This window comes from Nocardioides sp. ChNu-99 (genome assembly GCF_029493445.1).
Taxonomy (GTDB): domain Bacteria; phylum Actinomycetota; class Actinomycetes; order Propionibacteriales; family Nocardioidaceae; genus Nocardioides.
The window spans coordinates 55,953-73,434 of record NZ_JAHWBL010000012.1 but is presented as its reverse complement, the minus strand read 5'-3'; the positions used below and the strand labels follow the sequence as shown (position 1 = coordinate 73,434).

Here is a 17,482-nt window from a genome sequence, read left to right as displayed (position 1 = left end):
ACGCCCGGCTCTCATCCGACCCCGATCAGACCGAGGACGTGGTCGAACATCGAGGTCAGCATCTGGTTGCCCAGCCCGCCGGTGAGCAGCTGGAAGGCCAACCCGGCCAGGCCGGCGCCGGCGGCGGTGCCCACGGCGTACTCCGCCGTCGTGATGCCCCGCTGGTCGGCCCGGGGCCGGGTGCGGCCCCTCCGGCTCCGACGGGGCCTCGTCAGGTGTGCTCGCACGGTGTCTCCTCCTTCGTGTCGCGCCGGTCGGACCGGCGCGGATGACCGGGGCGCGGGACCGCCGCCGGGCCGCCCCTCGGGCGACGCAGCCACCCTCCGACGGCGGGCGGGCCGGCGGGCCGGGCCGCGGGCGGACTGTGGAGGGGGCGGGGCCACCGTCCGGCTGGGGACGCTTTGCGGCACGTCCCTCACCACCGGATGCCGTCCACGGCCGCCGCCACGAGCGGCACGATGCCGAGGAGCAGGAAGGCGGGCAGCAGGCACACGCCGAGGGGCACCGCGGCCCGCACCCCGACGGTGCGCGCCCGGTCCTCCACCCCCGCGCGCTCCTGGGCGGCGAGCTCGTCGGCGAGGTCGAGGACGGCAGCCGTGACACCGGCACCGGACTCGTGCGCCCGGACCATGACGCGCCCGAGCGGGGCCAACGGTGGGCTGTCGACGCCGAGACGGGCCCAGACCTGCGTGGGCTCGAGCCCCAGCCCGAGCCGCGCCGCCACCGGGGCGAGCTCCGCCGCGGCCGGGCCGGGGAGGGCGAGGCGCACGACGTCGAGGGCCGGTCCGGGGGCGGCGCCGGAGCCGAGGGCCGCGCCGTACATCTCGACGAGGGCGGGCAGCTCCCGCCGCAGCCGGGCTCGGTGGCGGCGCACGGAGGCGGGTTCCGAGCGGCGCAGCAGCGTCCACAACCCGGCGGCCGCGCCCGCGCCCAGGAGCCAGCCGAGCGGGCCCCCGACGAACGACACCACCCCCAGCGCGGCGCACCCGCACCAGAGGACGGCCCAGCGCTGCAGGAGGTCGGAGCGTGCGGGCCCCTCACCACCGGCGGCCCGGGGGCGCACCCGCGGCGCCGGGGGGCCGACGGCGAGGTACGCACCGGCCGCGCAGAGGGCGGCCACGACGGCGGCGCCGCTCACGACGCCGACCGGGTCACGTCGTCGGCGATGGCCTCGATCCACCACAGGCCCAGGAACCCCGCGACCAGGCCGCCCGCGAGGCACCCGAGGCCCACCGGCGTCGCGGTGAGGAAGTGGACGGGGTCCCCGCCCGTCGTGCCGCCCATCAGCAGCGCCACGACCGGCAGGCCGGCCATGAGGCGGGCGGTCGCGCGCGCCGAGGCCAGCTCCGAGGCGACGACGCGGCGGGTGCCCTGCGTCGCGCGGGCCAGCGCGGCCACCCGCGCCAGGGCCTCGGCGAGACCGGCGCCGGTGCGGGCACTGACCTGCCAGGCGGCCGCGACCAGCCGCAGGTCGTCCGCCCCCGGCGACCGCGCCAGCGCCCGCCAGGCGGTGGGCACGTCGGCACCGAGGCGTTCGGCGCGTCGTACGCCGGCCACCGCCGGCCACTCCTCCGCCGCCGCCGCGAGGGCGGTCGCGGGTGGCCGCCCCGATCGCAGCTCCGAGGCCAGCGCCTCGCAGACGGACACCACGCGCTCCCGCGTGCGGGCCGCGGCCCGGGCGGACGCCCGGCGGGCCAGGAGGGCGCGCCCGGCCAGCAGCACCGCCGTACCGAGGGCCGCCCACACGGCCACGATCCCGCCCCCGCCGAGGACGAGCGCGGTGCCGCCGGCGACGACCCCGGCGACGACGAGCGTGCCGGCGGGGCGCTGTGGGCCCCCCGCGGTCGCGTCACCCCGGCCGCCGACCCGCGGGCGCGACGGCGCCAGCAGGAGGACGGCGGCACCGGCCGCCGCACCGGCGACGAGGCCGCTCACGGTTCACCGTCCTGGTCGCCGAGCAGCTCCTCCAGCCGCTCGGCCCCCGGACCGAGGCGAACACCCCCGGACGCGTCGAACTCGACGGCCGGCCAGGCCTCGACGAGACCGTCGGGGCGGCGCACGGGCACGGCGACCTCCGCCAGCCGCCGCCTCCCGTCGCGGCCCCGGCCGAGGTGGAGCACGACGTCCAACGCCGCGGCCAGCTGGCTGTGGGCGGCGGCCCGGGGCAGGCCGGCGGCCTGGGCCAGGGCCTCCACCCGGGGGACGACGTCCCGCGCACTGTTGGCGTGCACGGTGCCGCAGCCGCCCTGGTGCCCGGTGTTGAGCGCCGCCAGCAGCTCCACCACCTCGGCGCCGCGCACCTCCCCGACGACCAGCCGGTCGGGGCGCATGCGCAGCGCCTGGCGCACCAGCGTGCGGAGCGTGACCTCCCCCGCGCCCTCCACGTTCGCCGGCCGCGCCTCGAGCGCCACCACGTGCGGGTGCTCGGGCCGCAGCTCGCTGGAGTCCTCGACCAGCACGATGCGCTCGTGCCGGGGCGCCAGGGACAGCAGCGCGCCCAGCAGGGTCGTCTTCCCCGACCCGGTGCCTCCACTGACGAGGAACGCCCGACGGCGCGCCACGAGCCGGTGGAGCAGCCGGGCTCCCTCCGGCGTCACCGCCCGGCGCTCGAGCAGGTCGTCGAGGCCCAGTCGGCCGGGCCGCGGCACGCGCAGGCTGACGAGCGTCCCGGGCCGGGCCACGGGGGCCAGCACCGCGTGCAGCCGGGTGCCGTCGGGCAGCCGGGCGTCGACGTGCGGCACGGCGTCGTCGAGGCGACGACCGGCGCGGGCCGCCAGCCGCTGCGCCAACCGACGCACGGCCGCCTCGTCGACGAACCGCACGTCCGTGCGCTCGAGCCCTTCGCCGACGTCGACGAAGACGTCGTCCGCGCCGTTGACCAGCACGTCGGTCACGTCGGGCAGGCGCAGGAGCGGCTCGAGGGGACCGGCGCCGCCGACCTCCCGCCGCAGCTCCTCGTGCACCGCGAGGACGGTCGCGTCCCCGACCGGCCGGCCGAGGTCGCGCAGGGCGGCCGCGACGCGGCGGGGAGTCAGGGCACCGGGCTCGGCCAGCTCGCCGGCGAGCTGGTCGCGGACGGCGTCCACCAGGTGCGGCACGGCGCTCACGCCGCACGCCCCACGGTCGCCCCGACGACGTCGAGCACCTGGGCGGCGGCCGCCGCCAGCGCGCCCCGCACGCGCAGCGGACCCACCCCGAGGAGCACGGGCTCGACCAAGCGCGGCCGCGAGGGCAGCTCCCCCACCAGCGGCGCCCCCACCGCCCGCGCCACCTGCTCGGGTCGCGCCCCGGGGCCGCGCACCACGACGCCGACCGGCGTCGTACCTCCCAGCCACCCGACCACCCGGGCCGCCGAGGCGACGCCCGCGAGGGTCGGGTCCACCACGACGACCACCAGGTCGGCGCGGGCGGCGAGCTCCGCGGTGCGGGCGTCGGAGCGGCGGGGCAGGTCCAGTACCACCGTGTCGTGGCCGCGGCCCGCCGCGGCCAGCACCTCGCGGACCACCTCGAGCGGCGGCTCCTCGCCCCCGCCCGTTGTCGGGCCCCCCGGGCCGCCCGAGCTGCCCGAGCCGCCCGCGCCACCCTGCGTGAGGACGCCCAGGTCACCACGGCGCGGCAGGGCCTCGCGCAGCGCCCGGCCACCGATGCGTCCCACCGTGCCGGCGAGGGCGTCCCACCGGACGCCGTCCGCGTCCTCCAGGCCGAGCAGGCGGTCGGCGCCGGGCCCCCAGGGGTCGAGGTCGACGACGACGGCGGGGCCTGCCGCGGCGGCCACCGCCCCCGCCGCGCACGCCAGGACCGTCGCTCCCGCTCCCCCGCTGCCCCCGACGACGGCGACGGTCCGGGAACCCCCGCGCGCGTCCTCCTGGTCCCCGAGCTGCTCGGCCAGCCACTCCGTCGCCCCGGGCAGGGCGGCCACGCTGCTCGCCCCGAGCTCGACGGCCGCGCGGTAGGTGACCGGCGGCGGGTCCGTCGCCGCCAGCACGTGCACCGCGTCGCGGCGGGCCGGGCGCAGGTCGCCCAGGGTGGGGGCGAGGTCCGCGCCGACGAGCACCAGCGGCGCCGTCTGCCACCGCGCCAGCGCGGCCACCGGGTCCTCCACCACCTCGAGCCCGGCGCCGGTCGCCGCGGCCAGCCGCTCCACCGCCGCCCGCAGGTCGGGGTCGGCCGTGGCGAGCAGGGGCGGCGCCCCCGGCTCGCCGGCGTCCGACGGGTCGCTCCGGGCCGCGCCGCTCCGCGCTCGTGTCCACATGGACCCACGGTCACCGCCACGACGGGCCACCCGCTGCCGGCAACCGCGCCCTGGGGACGACCGGACGTCGGCGCCGGCCTGGGGACGAGAAGCGGCGCGCCGCACCCGGGGCGCGACGTACCGGAACCTTCCACCTGCCGCCCGCGGCCCGCAGGCGCGACGGTGGAGCCCACGCGTCGAAAGGGGCCTCCCGTGTCCACCTCCTCCCCGCCGGGCGACCCCGGCGCCCCCGCCGTCCCCGGCGTCCCCGGCCTGCCGCCCGACGCCCCCCACGTCGCCCTCCGCGTCGCCGTCACCACGGGCACGACGACCGTGCGCAGCGACCTCGTGCTCCTCGGCAGCCGGGGGGCGCTCCGCACCCCCGTCGCCCCCACCGCCGCGGCGGGTGCACCGGCGGGCGCACCCGGCCCCCGTACGACGACCTTCCCCACCGCCGCGCTCTGGCCGACGGTCCGGAACCTGCTGCCGGACCTCGCGCACGTCGTCGCGGACCCGGCGATCAGCCGCCCCGAGGACCGCACCGAGCCGCCCGCCGACCTCGCCACCACGGCGCTGCACGTCGTGACGACGAGCGTCGGCGCCCACGTGCCCACCGCGCCCGCCGTACCCGGCCCGCCCGGGGCGACCCCGCCCCCGGACTCCCTCGCGGTCCGCACCTGGCTCGTCACCGCCACCGGGTTGTACGGCGTGGGCGAGGGCCCGCTCGGCACGACGATCGTCACCGGCGAGCGGGCCGGCGCGCTGGCCGCGACGCTGCAGTGGGACGTCGCCGGCGCGCTCGACCACCTCGTGCGCCTCCTCGAGCAGCGGCCGGGGGCCGCGTGATGACGCTCGTGACGCACGGCATGGACGTGGCGGCGGGGCTCGCCGCGGCCGACACGATGACCGACGGGGCCACGGCGGTCCGCGACCTCGCCGCCCGCCTCGACGCGGCGCTCGAGGGGTTCACGTGGACCGGTCCGGACGCCGAGCGCGTGCGCGGCGAGTGGTCCTTCACCCGCCGCCCGCAGCTCGTGCTCGTCGCCGAGCACCTCTTCGAGCTCGCGGTGCGCCTGCGCGCCGAGGCCGACGCCCAGGAGGTGGCCTCCGGCGGCGAGGGGGCGACCGGTGCCGCGGGCGGGTCGGCCGGGCCACAGGGTCCTCCGCCGGAGCCCCAGGGCCTGCTGGGCCGGGTCGGTGACTGGATCGGCGACCGGCTCGTCGCCGGCGGGCAGGCGCTCGGCCGCTTCCTCGGGGCCCAGCTCGACCTCCAGGGCAAGGTGCTCGACGTCCTCCTGGGGCGCGGCGACCACAGCGTCGCCTCGATCGCCGCCAGCGCGATCACCGGCCTCGGCGCCCTCGCCGGTGTCGGCGTGAACCTCTGGACGGGCGAGGACCGGCGCTGGTTCACCGAGGGCGGGGGCCGCGCGGGCGACCCGGTCGCCGTGCCCGCCCACGACGGTGGCCCCTCGTCGCGCCCCGCCCTGGAGCCACCGCGCAGCCTCGACGCGATCATGCAGTCGGTGACCGACGCCTACACGAACGGCACGACCCCCGGCAGCGACGGCGAGGTGCGCATCGTCAGGGTCGACAACGGGGGCACCCCGGCGTACGTCGTCGCCGTGCCCGGCACCGAGACGTGGAGCCCGAGCGGCGGCACCATGCCCCGCGACCTCACCGCCAACGTGCAGCTCATGGCCGGCAACCCCACGGCCGCGGCCGAGTCGGTGCGGGCCGCGATGGAGCGCGCCGGCATCCCGGCCGGGGCGCCGGTGCTCATGGTCGGGCACTCGCAGGGCGGCATGATCACCGGCCACCTGGCCGCGGACCCGGGGTTCCGGGAGCGGTTCAACGTGACGAACATGGTCACCTACGGCTCGCCCGTCGACCACCTGCGCATCGAGGGCGTGCAGGTGCTGCAGATGGGCCACTCCCTCGACCCCGTGCCGCGCGCCGACCTCGGCGGCTGGCAGCCCGGCGGGCTCCCCTCCGTCGGCCAGCAGGTCGAGCTGCCCAGCCCCGCGGCGTGGAACGACGTGCTCGGCAACCACAGCCACGAGGCCTACATCCGCACGGTGCACGACGCGCTCGCGAGCGACTCCGCGCTGGGCGACCAGCTGCGCGCCTACCAGTCCGACCCGTCGATGGCGCCGTTCCTCGTCGGGCCCGACGGCTCGGCCTCGGCGGTCGACGTGCCGATCGGGCGCGACGTGCCGCGCCGCGAGGGCACCTGAGCGGGCCTGGCGCCACCGCGCCATGATGGCCGGGTGACGGGGACACGATGGGCTGGCTGACGCGGTTGCTCGGCGCCTCCGGCCGCTCCCCCGAGCAGGTCGAGGCCGAGCTGGCCGGTGCGCTGCTGCGGCTCGAGGGCGTGGGCCCCGTCGACCTCGCCTACCGCACCGACGCCAGCGGCGGCGGTTCCGTGCGGGGGTACGTCGAGGTGGCGGCGCCCGCGGCGTTCCGTGCCGCGCTCGGCGTCGTGGGCCGCGTGCTCGGCACCGACGGCGCCCGCGTGGCGGTCTACCTCGTCGGCCGCCTGCCCGACGGCGGCGAGGTGACCCCGGCCGACCTCGGCTTCCGCTCCCGGCCCTCCGGCGCGGAGCTGCGCGAGGCTCAGTAGCGGCCCGCGGTGGCCGAGAGCCACTGCTGCGTGCGCCCGATCAGCGCGTCCACCTCGGCCGCGGGGCGCCCGTCGAGGACGGCGGACAGCGGGAGCTCGAGGCCGAACGTCGCCTGCCAGGTCCGCGCCCGGGCGTACGTCGCCGGGTCGACGACCGCCCGCACCACGTGCCACCCGAAGGAGGCCAGGCACGCCGCGTCCACCGCCGGGTCGAAGGGCTGGGCCAGGTCCCAGTCGACGACGCCGGCGAGGCGGCCGTCGCGCCACAGCAGGTTCGGCCCGGCGAGGTCGCCGTGCACCAGCACGGGCTCGACGGGCGGCAGGGCGAGCGCGGCGTCGATGCGGCGGCGCGCCTCGCTCCGCCACGACGGCGGGAGGCGCTCGACGACGTGCTGGTCGAGCAGCGCGGCCCACTCGCCGCGCCCGGCGTACTCGTGCGGCTCGCCCAGCACGTCGGCCAGCGGGTCCAGGTCGACCGTCGCCAGCTCGCGCAGCAGGGCGGCCACGGCCGGGACGGGCGCCCGCGTGGAGGGGGCGCCGTCCACCCAGCCGAGCGCGACGGCGCCGTCGACGACGTCGGTCAGCACCGCGGGGGCACCGAGGGCCGGGTGCCGCTGGCCCAGCCGGCGCAGCAGCTCGGTGCGCCGGGGCAGCTGGGCCGCGGCGCGCTCGCTCCGCGCGACGCGGACCACCGCCGTGCCGGGGAGCAGGACCACGTCGTGCGTGGCGCCGGACCGGTCGACCCGGGCGCCCTCGACGTCCGCGGTCGGCAGCAGGCGGGCGGCGATCTCCAGCAGGTCGCGGGTGTCCACCGGCCCGACCCTAGGTGCCTCCCGGACCGGTCCCGATCCCGCCCCCGCCTCGCCCCCGGCGCCTATCCTGGGAGGCATGCCAGCCGGCCCCGCGCCCACCGCGGCGTTCTTCGACCTCGACAAGACGATCATCGCGAGGTCCAGCACGCTGGCGTTCAGCAAGCCCTTCCAGGCCGGCGGCCTCATCTCCCGGCGCGCGGTGCTGCGCTCGGCGTACGCCCAGTTCGTCTACCTCGTCGGCGGCGCGGACCACGACCAGATGGAGAAGATGCGGCAGTTCCTGTCCGCCATGACCGCCGGGTGGGACGTGGCCACGGTGCGCGAGATCGTCTCCGACACCCTGCACAACATCGTCGACCCGCTCGTGTACGACGAGGCCGTCACCCTCATCGACGAGCACAAGCGGGCCGGGCGCGAGGTCGTGATCGTCTCGACCTCCGGCTCCGAGGTGGTCGAGCCGATCGGCGCCATGCTCGGCGCCGACCGCGTCGTGGCGACGCGCCTCGTCGAGGCGGAGGGGCGCTACACCGGCGAGATCGCCTACTACGCGTACGGCGAGGAGAAGGCCAACGCGGTGCGGGCGCTGGCCGAGGAGCGCGGCTACGACCTCTCCGCCAGCTACGCCTACAGCGACTCGATCACCGACGTGCCGATGCTCGAGGCGGTCGGTCACCCCTCCGCGGTCAACCCGGACCGCGAGCTGCGCCGGGTCGCCGTCGCGAACGACTGGCCCGTCCTCGTCTTCGACGAGCCCGTCGCCCTGCGCGCCCGGCTGCGGCTGCCCCCGCCCGGCCCCACCATCACCGCCCTCGCGCTGGGCGGGGCCCTGACCCTCGGCGGCGTGGCCTGGTCGCAGGTGCGGCGGCGCCGCCGTACCGCCTGACGGGTCCGTCGCGAGACGCGCGAAGTTACCGTCGAGGAACCCCTTGCGTGACCCAGGTCACAGGCGTAGACAAGGGAGCACGCCGGACGCGGCGGATCACCACCAGGCAGCACAACTCGACAGAGCCCCACGCACCACCGGGTACCCACGCGGCGATCCACCCTTCTCACAGGGCGCCTGTCAGCGGGACTCCCGCGGCAGCAACCAGATGCACGCTTGGTAGCCATCGGAGGTGCGTGTCAGCAACGGCCCCTGGATCTACGCGACTCCGGGGGCCGTTCGCTGCGCCGCGGCGGGCCGATCAGTCCGTCGCCCCGCGCCGCAGGGGGCTCGCCTCGGCGCCGGCCGCGAAGGCCTCGGCGCCGTACAACAGCCAGGCGTGGACCCCGGCCCGTCCGCCGTCGCGGTAGCCGCGCAGGTTCGACTCGTACTCCCGGCGCAGCGCGAGGTGGCCCGCCTCGGGCACCACCAGCGACTTCTCGTCGACGCCGCGGGCGACGAGCACGAGCCGCTCCGCGGCGCGCGCCACGATGCCGTTGTGGGAGCCGAACGGCGCCGACGCGGCGAGCTCGGCGTGCACGACCGCGGCCACGACGAGCGCCGGCGTCTCGCGGGAGCCCAGCAGGAGATCGGCGATCCCCCGCAGCCGCGCCGCCGCCTCCGCGTCGCGGGGGCGGCCCAGCCGCTCCTCGGGCAGCGAGCCCGCGGCGACCAGCGCGTGCAGCCGGGCGAAGACCATGAGCGGCGCCTGCCGCAGCTGCGGGGCCAGTCCCAGCAGCGCCGTCGAGACCCGCAGCGCGTCCTGCGCGACGTCGTCACCCTCCCCCTCCCGCACCTGCGTGAGCGAGGAGGCGGACCCCTCGAGCGCCGCGCTGGCGTGGGCACCGCGCAGGAGCGACTCGGCCGTGGTCTCCGGGGAGGTACGCCGCAGCCCGCGGTCCCGCAGCATGACGTCGATGCCGTCGCGCGCGGCCGCGTACGCCGACCCGACCCCCTCGAGGGCGAGCAGGTGGGCGAGCGGGTCGGGGCTGGACGCGGTCACCCGCGCAGGCTACCCAGGCCCTCGGCCCCGGACGGCGACAGGGAGCCGACCCCCTGCGGGGCCGACTCCCTGTCGGTGGTGGAGCGGGTGGAGCGGGTGCGTCAGCGGCGGACGGGCACCGAGATCGCGGCCGCGGCGGGCGCGATCAGGTTGGTGCCGTCGGTCCACACCGTGAGGCGGTACCAGCCGGTGTTCTTCGGCGGCAGCGTCACGCGGGCGAAGCCGCGGTTGACGAAGACGCGCAGGCCGGTGCCGCCGTACGACACGTTGGCCCAGCCCGAGTAGGGCGCGCCGCTGGAGTTGCCGACCTCGATGCCGAGCGTGCCGGTGCGGCCCGTCGGGATGGGCTGCGGCCACGCCGAGATCTTCAGGACCGAGCGGGCCTTGTTGATCGTCACGACCACGCCGGCGCTGGAGCGCGCGGTGGACTCGTCACCCAGGTAGTAGACGCCGACCCGGTAGGTGCCCGGGGCGAAGGTCTTCGGCAGCGCGAGGACGGCGCGGCCGTCCGCACCCACCGCGGCGCGGTGGACGTAGCTCCCCCAGCGCAGCTCGACGACGCCGGTGCCCGTGCCCTCGGCCGAGTCCACCTGGACGGGGATCGCCGTGTACTGGTTGTAGAAGCCCGTCGCGGTGCCCGGGCCGGTCACGGTGGAGGCCGGACGGTTGTCCACGACCTCGATCGGGCCGACGACGGTGCCGCCCGGGTAGGAGACCAGGTAGACGGAGTCGCCCGCCTCGGCCTCGATCGGCACCTGCAGCTCGACCGCGGCCTGTCCGCCGGTGACGGTGAACTCGCCCGCGTCGGCGACGAACTCGCCCTCCGCGTCGTAGACCTCGGCGACGAGCGCCTCGTTGGCCGGGGCGCCGCGCGAGGTCAGGTCGAGACCCGCGACGGTGAACTCGGCCGTCTCACCGACGCCCAGCTGGGTCGGCACCGCGGGCGCGTTCACCTGGCGGACCGCGAAGTCCGGGTCGATCGGGCTGTTGTCCTCGAGGTAGGACAGCCAGAGGTCGCGGTCGACGAGGCCGGTGTCGCGGCTCGTGCCGTTGGTGAACGCCGAGAAGCTGTCGCCGCCCTGCGCGAGGAAGTTGAACGTCGAGACCGTGTAGGTGTCCTCGGGGCCGACGAGCTCGCCGTCGATCCAGATGTTCTTGACGCGGTCACCCACCGGGCCGGCCGGGTCGACCGTCACCGACATGTTGTCCGAGAGCCCGAGGCGCAGCGTGGTGCTGCGGCCCTCGACCGGCCACTGCTGCTCGAGCACGGCCTTCAGGTCCGCACCCGTCAGCTCGACGAGCCAGATGTTGTTGAGGAACGGCAGCACGTTGTTGGCCTCGGCCACCGTCACGACGCCGTCGGTGTTGCCCGGGACGGACGGGTTGCCCGCGAAGAGCAGGTCGTCGCGCAGGCCGCCCGGGTTGACGATGCCGATGTCGGCCGCGCCGAGGTCGGACGGGATGCCGTCGCGCAGCGCGTTGCCGACGAGGCCGCCGAGGCTCGACTGGGCGTCGCGGACCGCGGCGCCGGCCGAGTTGTAGGCGCGGGTGATGTCGCCGGTGATCTCGCCGACCGGCTGGTTGCCGACCTCGGCCGCGAAGGCCAGGGCCGCGTCCGTGATCTGCTTGACCGCCGCCACGCGCGGGAGCGCGACGTTCTCCGTGGCCGAGCGGGCCACGTTGGCCTGCTGGTAGGACACCACGTCGCCCGTCGCGGGGTCGACGCTGAGGAGGACCTGGCCGACGTTCTCGCCGTACTGACCCGTCTGGAGGACCGGGCGGGTGCCCTCGCCGCCGGGGACGGGCGCGTCGTAGGCGTACTTCTGGTGCGTGTGGCCCGTGAAGATGACGTCGACGGCCGCGGACGTGCCGTCCACGATGTCGGCGAACTCGGGGCGGTCGGCCTTGGCGGCGTCGAGGCTCGTGGCCGCGTTGGCGCCCTCGTGGTACTCCGCCACGATGACGTCGGCCTCGCCGTTGGCCTCGTCGCCGTCGCTCAGCTCGCCCGCCACGCGGTTGACGGCCTCGACGGGGTCGCCGAACTCGATGGTCGCGATGCCCGCCGGCGAGACAATGTCCTCGGTCTCCAGCGTCACGGCGCCGATGACGGCGACCGTCTGGCCCTGCACCTCGAGCAGCTCGAACTCCGGCAGGGCCGGGTTCGTCGTGCCCTTGTCGTAGACGTTCGCGCCGAGGAAGGGGAACTCGGCCCGGTCGGCGACCCGACCGGTCAGGTCGTCGTAGCCCTGGTCGAACTCGTGGTTGCCCGCCGACGACGCGGCGACGTCGAGCGCGTTCAGCACGTCGAGCGTGGGCTCGTCCTGCTGCACGGCGGAGGCGAAGAGCGAGGCGCCGATGTTGTCGCCGTTCGACAGCAGCAGCGTGCTGTCGTCACCGTGCTGGGCGCGGAGACCCTCGACGGTGGTGGCGAGCTTCGTCGTGTTCGCGTCGATGCGACCGTGGAAGTCGTTGAGGTTGAGGAGCTGGATCGTGACGGGGTCGGCCGCAGTGGCGGACGGCGCGACGGCGACCGGCACGACGACGCACGCCGTGGCGGACGCGACGGCCAGCGCCGCGAGACGACCGACACGCGAACGGGCGGTCGTCGGGGGGACCTGGTGAACGGACAACGCGGTACCTCTCGAGGGTAAAAGGGTGGCCTCGGAACGCTATCCCGAGAATTTCCTGAGAGCCCCGTCCCGACGGGTGAAAGTTCTGTGACGAACGGGCGTCGGAGCGGCGTCGGCGGCGGCGTGGCGAGCCCCCCGCCGGACGCGGCGCCGGTAGCCTCGGGCGCACCATGGACCAGCTGTCCGCGCAGACCCGCACCTCCCCGTTCCCCCCGGACGCCGCCGCCTGGCTGGCGGGCCAGTCCGGGCGCACCGTGGTGCTCGTCGGCGACCCCCGCGGCACGGCCACGCTCGCCGAGGCCCTCGCCGCGCTGGGGTACGACGTGCGCGCCAGCGAGGACGGCTCCATGAGCCTCCCCGACCGCTCCGTCGACGCGATCGTCGCGCTGCACGAGCTCCCCGACCTCGAGGTGGCGGCGCGCGTCCTGCGCCCCGGCGGCCAGGTCGCGGTGCTCGCGCAGGAGCACGACCAGCGCATCCCCTGGGTCCGCAAGCTCGGCGCCGCGCTCCGCCTCGGCGGGGCCCCCGACCCGACGGCCCCGCTGGTGGCGTCGCCGTACTTCGGGTCGGTCGGCACCGAGTCGTTCCGCCACTGGCAGGTCGTCACCCGCGACGGGCTGGCCGAGGTCGTGCGCCGCCTGCCCGCCGTGCTCGCCCGCAGCCACTCCGAGCAGGAGCGCGCCGTCGCCGACGCCCTCGCGCTCTACGACGACTACGGCCGCGGCCCCGACGGCATGCAGCTGCCGTGGATCAGCCACTGCCACCGTGCCCCCGTGCTCGCCGAGGCCTGGGCGACCGTGACCGAGCGCGTCCGCGCCGCGGCCGAGGCCGCCGAGCTGTCCGAGCGCGCGGCGCGCAACGCCTCCCGCCGCGCCGCCGAGGGCGACACGGACGGCACGGACGGCACCGACGCGACCCCGGACGCGTCGGGTGAGCGCGACGACCGGGGCGAGGCCGCCACCTCCACCCCGCCCGCCGACGCGGAGGCCGCCGAGGCCGCGGGGGGCGGGGAGCGCCGTACCCCGCCGCGCCCGCAGCCCACGTTCGACATCGGCGACACCGCCGAGGGCGTCATCACCTACGTGGTCGACACCGGCGAGATGCCCCCGGTCCGCGCCGCGCTCGGCGACGACCGCGCGCGCCCGGCCCGGCGGGGCGCGCCCCCCGCCGCCTCCACCCGCCCCGCGGCCCCGGCCGCGGAGGTCGAGGAGCCCGACGAGGGCGACGGCGACCTGCTCATCCGCTTCCGCTGACGTGGCGCGCTGGAGCAGGCGCCGCACCCACCTGGGCACGGAGGCCGACCGCGCGACCTTCCGCACGCTCCACAACGCCTCGCTCGCCGCGCCCGCGCTGCGCGAGGGCCTGCGCGCCGACAGCGCCGAGCGGGCCGTGCGCCACCTGCGTGCCCTGCTCGGCACGCCCGCCGTCGCGCTGACCGGCGCCGACGGCGTCCTCGCCTGGGACGGCATCGGCGCCCACCACGCCGAGCAGTGCGCCGCGCTGGCCGCCCGGGCCGTCGACGCGGGCGTCACCCTCCTCGCCGACGCCGACGAGCTGCCCTGCACCGCGGACGGGTGCCTCGCCCGCGCCGCGATCGCGAGCCCGCTCGTGGTCGAGGACGACGTCGTCGGCACCCTCGTCGTCGTCGCGCCCCGCTCGACGGGTCGGCTCGTGCGGGCCACCGACGAGGTGGCGGTCTGGGTCTCGGGGCAGCTCGCGCTCGCCGAGCTCGACGCGTCGCGCAACCGGCTCGTCGAGGCCGAGGTGCGGGCGCTGCGGGCCCAGATCAGCCCCCACTTCGTCTACAACTCCCTCGGCGCCATCGCCAGCTTCGTGCGCACCGACCCCGACCGGGCCCGCGAGCTGCTGCTCGAGTTCGCCGACTTCACGCGCTACTCCTTCCGCCGCCACGGCGAGTTCACGACGCTGGCCGACGAGCTGCGCGCCATCGAGCGCTACCTGCTGCTAGAGCAGGCGCGCTTCGGCGACCGCCTCGCGGTGCGCCTGCGGATCGCCCCGGAGGTGCTCGGCGTGACCGTGCCCTTCCTCTGCCTGCAGCCGCTGGTGGAGAACGCCGTGCGGCACGGGCTGGCCGGCTCGCCGCGCCCCGTCACCACCGTCACGATCGTCGCGCGCGACCTGGGCCGGCTCTGCGTCGTCGAGGTCGAGGACGACGGGGCGGGCGAGGACCCCGAGCGCATCGCGCGGGTGCTGGCCGGGGAGGACGTGACGGGCGGCGGGCCAGGTGCGCCCGGCGGCCGGGGGGACGGCGAGGGCGTGCACCCGTCGGTCGGGCTCGGCAACGTCGACGCCCGGCTCCGCGCGACGTACGGCGACGAGGCCGGCCTCGTCGTGGAGACCGCGCCCGGCGCCGGCACGAAGGTGACGGTCCGCGTGCCCAAGTTCGCGCCGGGCGTGCACCCGTGAGGGGCTGCGCCCGCGCTACGGTCGTGCGGTGATCCAGGCCACTCCCCCCGGCGCGGCGCCCCTCCCCGTCGCGCTCGTGGTCGACGACGAGCAGCCGGCCCGCGACGAGCTGGCCTGGCTGCTGGGCCGCGACCCGCGCGTCGGCGAGGTGCGGGTCTGCGCGTCGGCGACCGAGGCGCTGCGCGTGCTCCACGAGGGCGGGGTCGACGTCGTGTTCCTCGACATCGCCATGCCGGGCCTGAGCGGCCTGGAGCTCGCCGGGGTGCTGGCCGCGTTCCGCGAGCCCCCGCCCGTCGTGTTCGTGACCGCGCACGAGGAGCACGCGCTCGAGGCCTTCGACCTCAGCGCCGTGGACTACCTGCTGAAGCCGCTGCGCGAGGAGCGCCTCGCCGAGGCGGTACGGCGGGTGCTCGCCCGCAGCGCTCCCCCGCCGGCCCCGGCCGACGACGAGCAGGTGCGCGTCGAGCGCGGCGGGGTGACGCGCTTCCTGCCCCGCTCCACGATCCGGTACGTCGAGGCGCAGGGCGACTACGCCCGGCTGCACGCGCGCGTCGACGGCGAGGCGGCGTCGTACCTCGTGCGGACCCCGCTGACCACGCTCGAGGAGGAGTGGGCCGGCGCGGGCTTCGTGCGCGTGCACCGCTCGCTGCTCGTCGCGCTCGCGCACGTGGCCGAGGTGCGGATGGACGCGGGCCGCTGCACGGTGCTCGTCGACGGCACCGAGCTGGGCGTGAGCCGGCGCCACACCCGGGCGCTGCGCGAGGTGCTCGCCGGTCGCGTCGGGGCCCGCTGAGCGTGGACCCCCACGACCTCCCCGAGCCGCCGCGGCCGCTGCCGCCGTCGGCGCGGGTGCGGGTGACGGGCCCGCCGCGCCGCGCGGTCCGTCGTACGACGGGAGCGGAGCAGATCGACGCGGGCACCGCGGTCGGCGAGGTCTACCTCCGCTCGCTGCTGCGCGAGCAGCTGCGCCTGGGCCTGCTGACCGTCGGCGGGCTGGTGGTCGGGCTGGGCGGCCTGCCGGCGCTGTTCTACCTCGTGCCGTCGCTGGCCGACGTGCGGATGCTGGGCGTGCCGCTGGCGTGGGCGGTGCTCGCCGGGGCCGTCTACCCGCTGCTCTTCGGCCTCGGCTGGCTGCACGTGCGCCGCGCCGAGGCCAACGAGCGCGACTTCGCCGAGCTCGTGGCCCGCAGGGCCGGGGAGGAGCAGGGGTGAGCGGCGACCTCGACCCCACCTGGGGCGCGGGGGCCGTCGCGCTCGTCGTCGTCGTCACCCTCGTGATCTCGACGTGGGGCCTGCGGCTCTCGCGCACCACCAGCGACTTCTTCGTGGCCTCGCGCAGCGTGGGGCCGGGACTCAACGCCTCGGCGATCGGCGGGGAGTACGTCTCGGCCGCCTCGTTCCTCGGCGTCGCCGGGCTGGTGATGGCGTTCGGGGCGGAGATGCTCTGGTACCCCGTCGGCTGGACCGCGGGCTACCTCGTGCTGCTCGCCCTCGTCGCCGCCCCGCTGCGCCGCTCGGGGGCCTACACGCTGCCGGACTTCGCGGAGGCGCGGCTGGCCTCGGGGGCCGTGCGCGCGGCCTGCGCGCTGCTCGTCGTCGCCGTGGGGTGGCTCTACCTGCTGCCGCAGTTCCAGGGCGCCGGCATCACGCTGACCGCGGTGACGGGGGCGCCCCGCTGGCTCGGCGGGCTCGTGGTGGCCGCCGTCGTGCTCGTCGGCGTCGCCTCGGGCGGCATGCGCTCGATCACGTTCGTCCAGGCGTTCCAGTACTGGCTGAAGCTGACCGCCCTGCTCGCCCCGCTCGCCGTCCTCGCCGTCGTGTGGCTGGGCGACGGCCGCCCCCTGCCCGACGACCTGGCGACGGGCTCCGGGACCGGTTCCGGCACCGGCGACGACGGCTGGTCGACGCCCTTCGGTGGCGGCACGAGCGGGCTGAGCGACGGGCCCGAGGGCCTCTACCTGACCTACTCCGTCATCGTCGCCACGTTCTTCGGCGCGATGGGCCTGCCCCACGTCGTCGTGCGGTTCTACACCAACCCCGACGGCCGGGCCGCCCGCCGTACCACCCTCGGGGTGCTGGGGCTGCTGGGCCTGTTCTACCTGCTGCCGCCCGTGTACGGCGCGCTCGGCCGCGTGTACGGCGCGGACGTCGAGGCGGGCGGGGCCGACACGGTCGTGCTGCGCCTGCCGGGCCTCATGACCGACGGGACGCTGGCGGACGCCCTCACCGCCGTGCTGACCGCGGGGGCCTTCGCGGCGTTCCTGTCGACGTCGTCGGGCCTGACGATCGCGGTCGCCGGCGTGCTCAGCCAGGCCGTGACGCGCAGCCGGCACGCCACGCGGGGGCTCGGGCCCGTGGCGGCGTTCCGCGTCGCCGCCGTGCTGGCGGCGGGCGTGCCCTGCCTCGCCGCGCTGGCGGCTCCGGGGATCCCGGTCGCGCGGTCGGTCGGGCTGGCCTTCGCGGTGGCGGCCTCGACGTTCTGCCCCCTGCTCGTGCTCGGCATCTGGTGGCGCGGCCTGACCGCCGCCGGGGCGCTGGCCGGGCTCGTCGTGGGCGGGCTCGGCTCCTTCGTCGGGGTCGTCGCGGCGCTCGTGCTCGGCTCCGCCAGCGGCGAGGGCTGGGGCGTGGCGCTGGTGACGCAGCCCGCCGCGTGGAGCGTGCCGCTCGCCTTCGCCACGATGGTCGGCGTCAGCCGCGCGACCCGGGCGCGGGTGCCCGAGGGCGTCGACCGGTTCATGGTGCGGCTCCACACCCCCGAGGCCGTCGAGCTCGACCGGGGCTGAGCGCGGCGGGGCCCGGCGCCGGTTCGTGGTGGCAGCGCCGCGGAATGCCTG

17 protein-coding genes are annotated in these 17,482 nt (G+C 77.3%); 9 read left to right on the top strand and 8 right to left on the bottom strand.

Annotated features, from left to right (window positions below; translation table 11 throughout):
- Positions 1 to 11: 11 nt before the first annotated feature.
- The 5 genes from KK617_RS06465 to ssd all read right to left on the bottom strand — a co-directional run bounded on the left by KK617_RS06465 (position 12) and on the right by ssd (position 4,252).
- On the bottom strand, positions 12 to 227 hold the full coding sequence (locus KK617_RS06465) for a DUF4244 domain-containing protein (RefSeq protein WP_277498866.1): 216 nt from the start codon (positions 225 to 227) through the stop codon (positions 12 to 14).
- A 188-nt stretch (positions 228 to 415) separates the two neighbouring features.
- Positions 416 to 1,138: a type II secretion system F family protein gene (locus KK617_RS06460; protein ID WP_277498865.1), complete on the bottom strand. Its 723-nt coding sequence runs from the start codon at positions 1,136 to 1,138 to the stop codon at positions 416 to 418.
- Positions 1,135 to 1,935, bottom strand: a complete 801-nt coding sequence (locus KK617_RS06455) for a type II secretion system F family protein (RefSeq protein ID WP_277498864.1) — start codon at positions 1,933 to 1,935, stop codon at positions 1,135 to 1,137. The genes KK617_RS06460 and KK617_RS06455 overlap by 4 nt, the downstream gene beginning before the upstream one ends.
- Positions 1,932 to 3,107, bottom strand: coding sequence for a TadA family conjugal transfer-associated ATPase (locus KK617_RS06450; RefSeq protein WP_277498862.1), 1,176 nt, complete (start codon positions 3,105 to 3,107; stop codon positions 1,932 to 1,934). Before KK617_RS06450 ends, KK617_RS06455 begins: the two co-directional genes overlap by 4 nt.
- Positions 3,104 to 4,252 carry a septum site-determining protein Ssd gene (ssd, locus tag KK617_RS06445; RefSeq protein WP_277498861.1) on the bottom strand — a complete coding sequence of 383 codons (1,149 nt, stop codon included), beginning with the start codon at positions 4,250 to 4,252 and terminating at the stop codon, positions 3,104 to 3,106. The genes KK617_RS06450 and ssd overlap by 4 nt, the downstream gene beginning before the upstream one ends.
- 192 nt (positions 4,253 to 4,444) lie before the next feature.
- On the opposite strand from ssd, the gene KK617_RS06440 reads away from it, so the two are divergent.
- Genes KK617_RS06440 through KK617_RS06430 form a run of 3 tightly spaced genes read left to right on the top strand, consistent with a single transcriptional unit; the run spans position 4,445 to position 6,854 of the window.
- Positions 4,445 to 5,077, top strand: a complete 633-nt coding sequence (locus KK617_RS06440) for a hypothetical protein (RefSeq protein WP_277498859.1) — start codon at positions 4,445 to 4,447, stop codon at positions 5,075 to 5,077.
- The gene (locus KK617_RS06435) at positions 5,077 to 6,465 is read left to right on the top strand and encodes a hypothetical protein (protein ID WP_277498858.1); all 1,389 of its coding nucleotides are present in this window, start codon (positions 5,077 to 5,079) and stop codon (positions 6,463 to 6,465) included. The genes KK617_RS06440 and KK617_RS06435 overlap by 1 nt, the downstream gene beginning before the upstream one ends.
- Before the next feature lie 47 nt (positions 6,466 to 6,512).
- Positions 6,513 to 6,854 (top strand): hypothetical protein, encoded by a 342-nt coding sequence (locus KK617_RS06430; protein ID WP_277498857.1) that lies wholly within the window; start codon positions 6,513 to 6,515, stop codon positions 6,852 to 6,854.
- On the opposite strand, the gene KK617_RS06425 is transcribed toward KK617_RS06430, so the two are convergent.
- Positions 6,848 to 7,666 (bottom strand): phosphotransferase, encoded by an 819-nt coding sequence (locus KK617_RS06425; RefSeq protein ID WP_277498856.1) that lies wholly within the window; start codon positions 7,664 to 7,666, stop codon positions 6,848 to 6,850. The two genes, KK617_RS06430 and KK617_RS06425, sit on opposite strands and share 7 nt — an antisense overlap.
- Before the next feature lie 76 nt (positions 7,667 to 7,742).
- Here KK617_RS06425 and KK617_RS06420 point away from each other — a divergent pair, with 76 nt between their 5' ends.
- Positions 7,743 to 8,549, top strand: a complete 807-nt coding sequence (locus tag KK617_RS06420; protein ID WP_277498855.1) for an HAD-IB family hydrolase — start codon at positions 7,743 to 7,745, stop codon at positions 8,547 to 8,549.
- Positions 8,550 to 8,850: 301 nt separating this feature from the next.
- On the opposite strand, the gene KK617_RS06415 is transcribed toward KK617_RS06420, so the two are convergent.
- Together KK617_RS06415 and KK617_RS06410 are read right to left on the bottom strand one after the other, a co-directional pair.
- Entirely contained in the window at positions 8,851 to 9,591 is a 741-nt protein-coding gene (locus tag KK617_RS06415) for an oxidoreductase (RefSeq protein WP_277498854.1), read from the bottom strand.
- Positions 9,592 to 9,692: 101 nt separating this feature from the next.
- On the bottom strand, positions 9,693 to 12,221 hold the full coding sequence (locus tag KK617_RS06410) for a bifunctional UDP-sugar hydrolase/5'-nucleotidase (protein WP_277498853.1): 2,529 nt from the start codon (positions 12,219 to 12,221) through the stop codon (positions 9,693 to 9,695).
- A 170-nt stretch (positions 12,222 to 12,391) separates the two neighbouring features.
- On the opposite strand from KK617_RS06410, the gene KK617_RS06405 reads away from it, so the two are divergent.
- From KK617_RS06405 to KK617_RS06385, 5 genes are read left to right on the top strand one after another with little or no spacing between them, the layout of a single operon-like run.
- Positions 12,392 to 13,474, top strand: a complete 1,083-nt coding sequence (locus KK617_RS06405) for a hypothetical protein (protein WP_277498852.1) — start codon at positions 12,392 to 12,394, stop codon at positions 13,472 to 13,474.
- Between the two features lies 1 nt (position 13,475).
- The gene (locus tag KK617_RS06400; RefSeq protein WP_277498851.1) at positions 13,476 to 14,648 is read left to right on the top strand and encodes a histidine kinase; all 1,173 of its coding nucleotides are present in this window, start codon (positions 13,476 to 13,478) and stop codon (positions 14,646 to 14,648) included.
- A 28-nt stretch (positions 14,649 to 14,676) separates the two neighbouring features.
- Complete coding sequence (locus tag KK617_RS06395) at positions 14,677 to 15,441, top strand: LytTR family DNA-binding domain-containing protein (RefSeq protein ID WP_277498850.1); 765 nt, start codon at positions 14,677 to 14,679, stop codon at positions 15,439 to 15,441.
- A gap of 2 nt (positions 15,442 to 15,443) precedes the next feature.
- On the top strand, positions 15,444 to 15,860 hold the full coding sequence (locus KK617_RS06390) for a hypothetical protein (RefSeq protein ID WP_277498849.1): 417 nt from the start codon (positions 15,444 to 15,446) through the stop codon (positions 15,858 to 15,860).
- On the top strand, positions 15,857 to 17,431 hold the full coding sequence (locus tag KK617_RS06385; protein WP_277498847.1) for a cation acetate symporter: 1,575 nt from the start codon (positions 15,857 to 15,859) through the stop codon (positions 17,429 to 17,431). The genes KK617_RS06390 and KK617_RS06385 overlap by 4 nt, the downstream gene beginning before the upstream one ends.
- Positions 17,432 to 17,482: the final 51 nt, after the last annotated feature.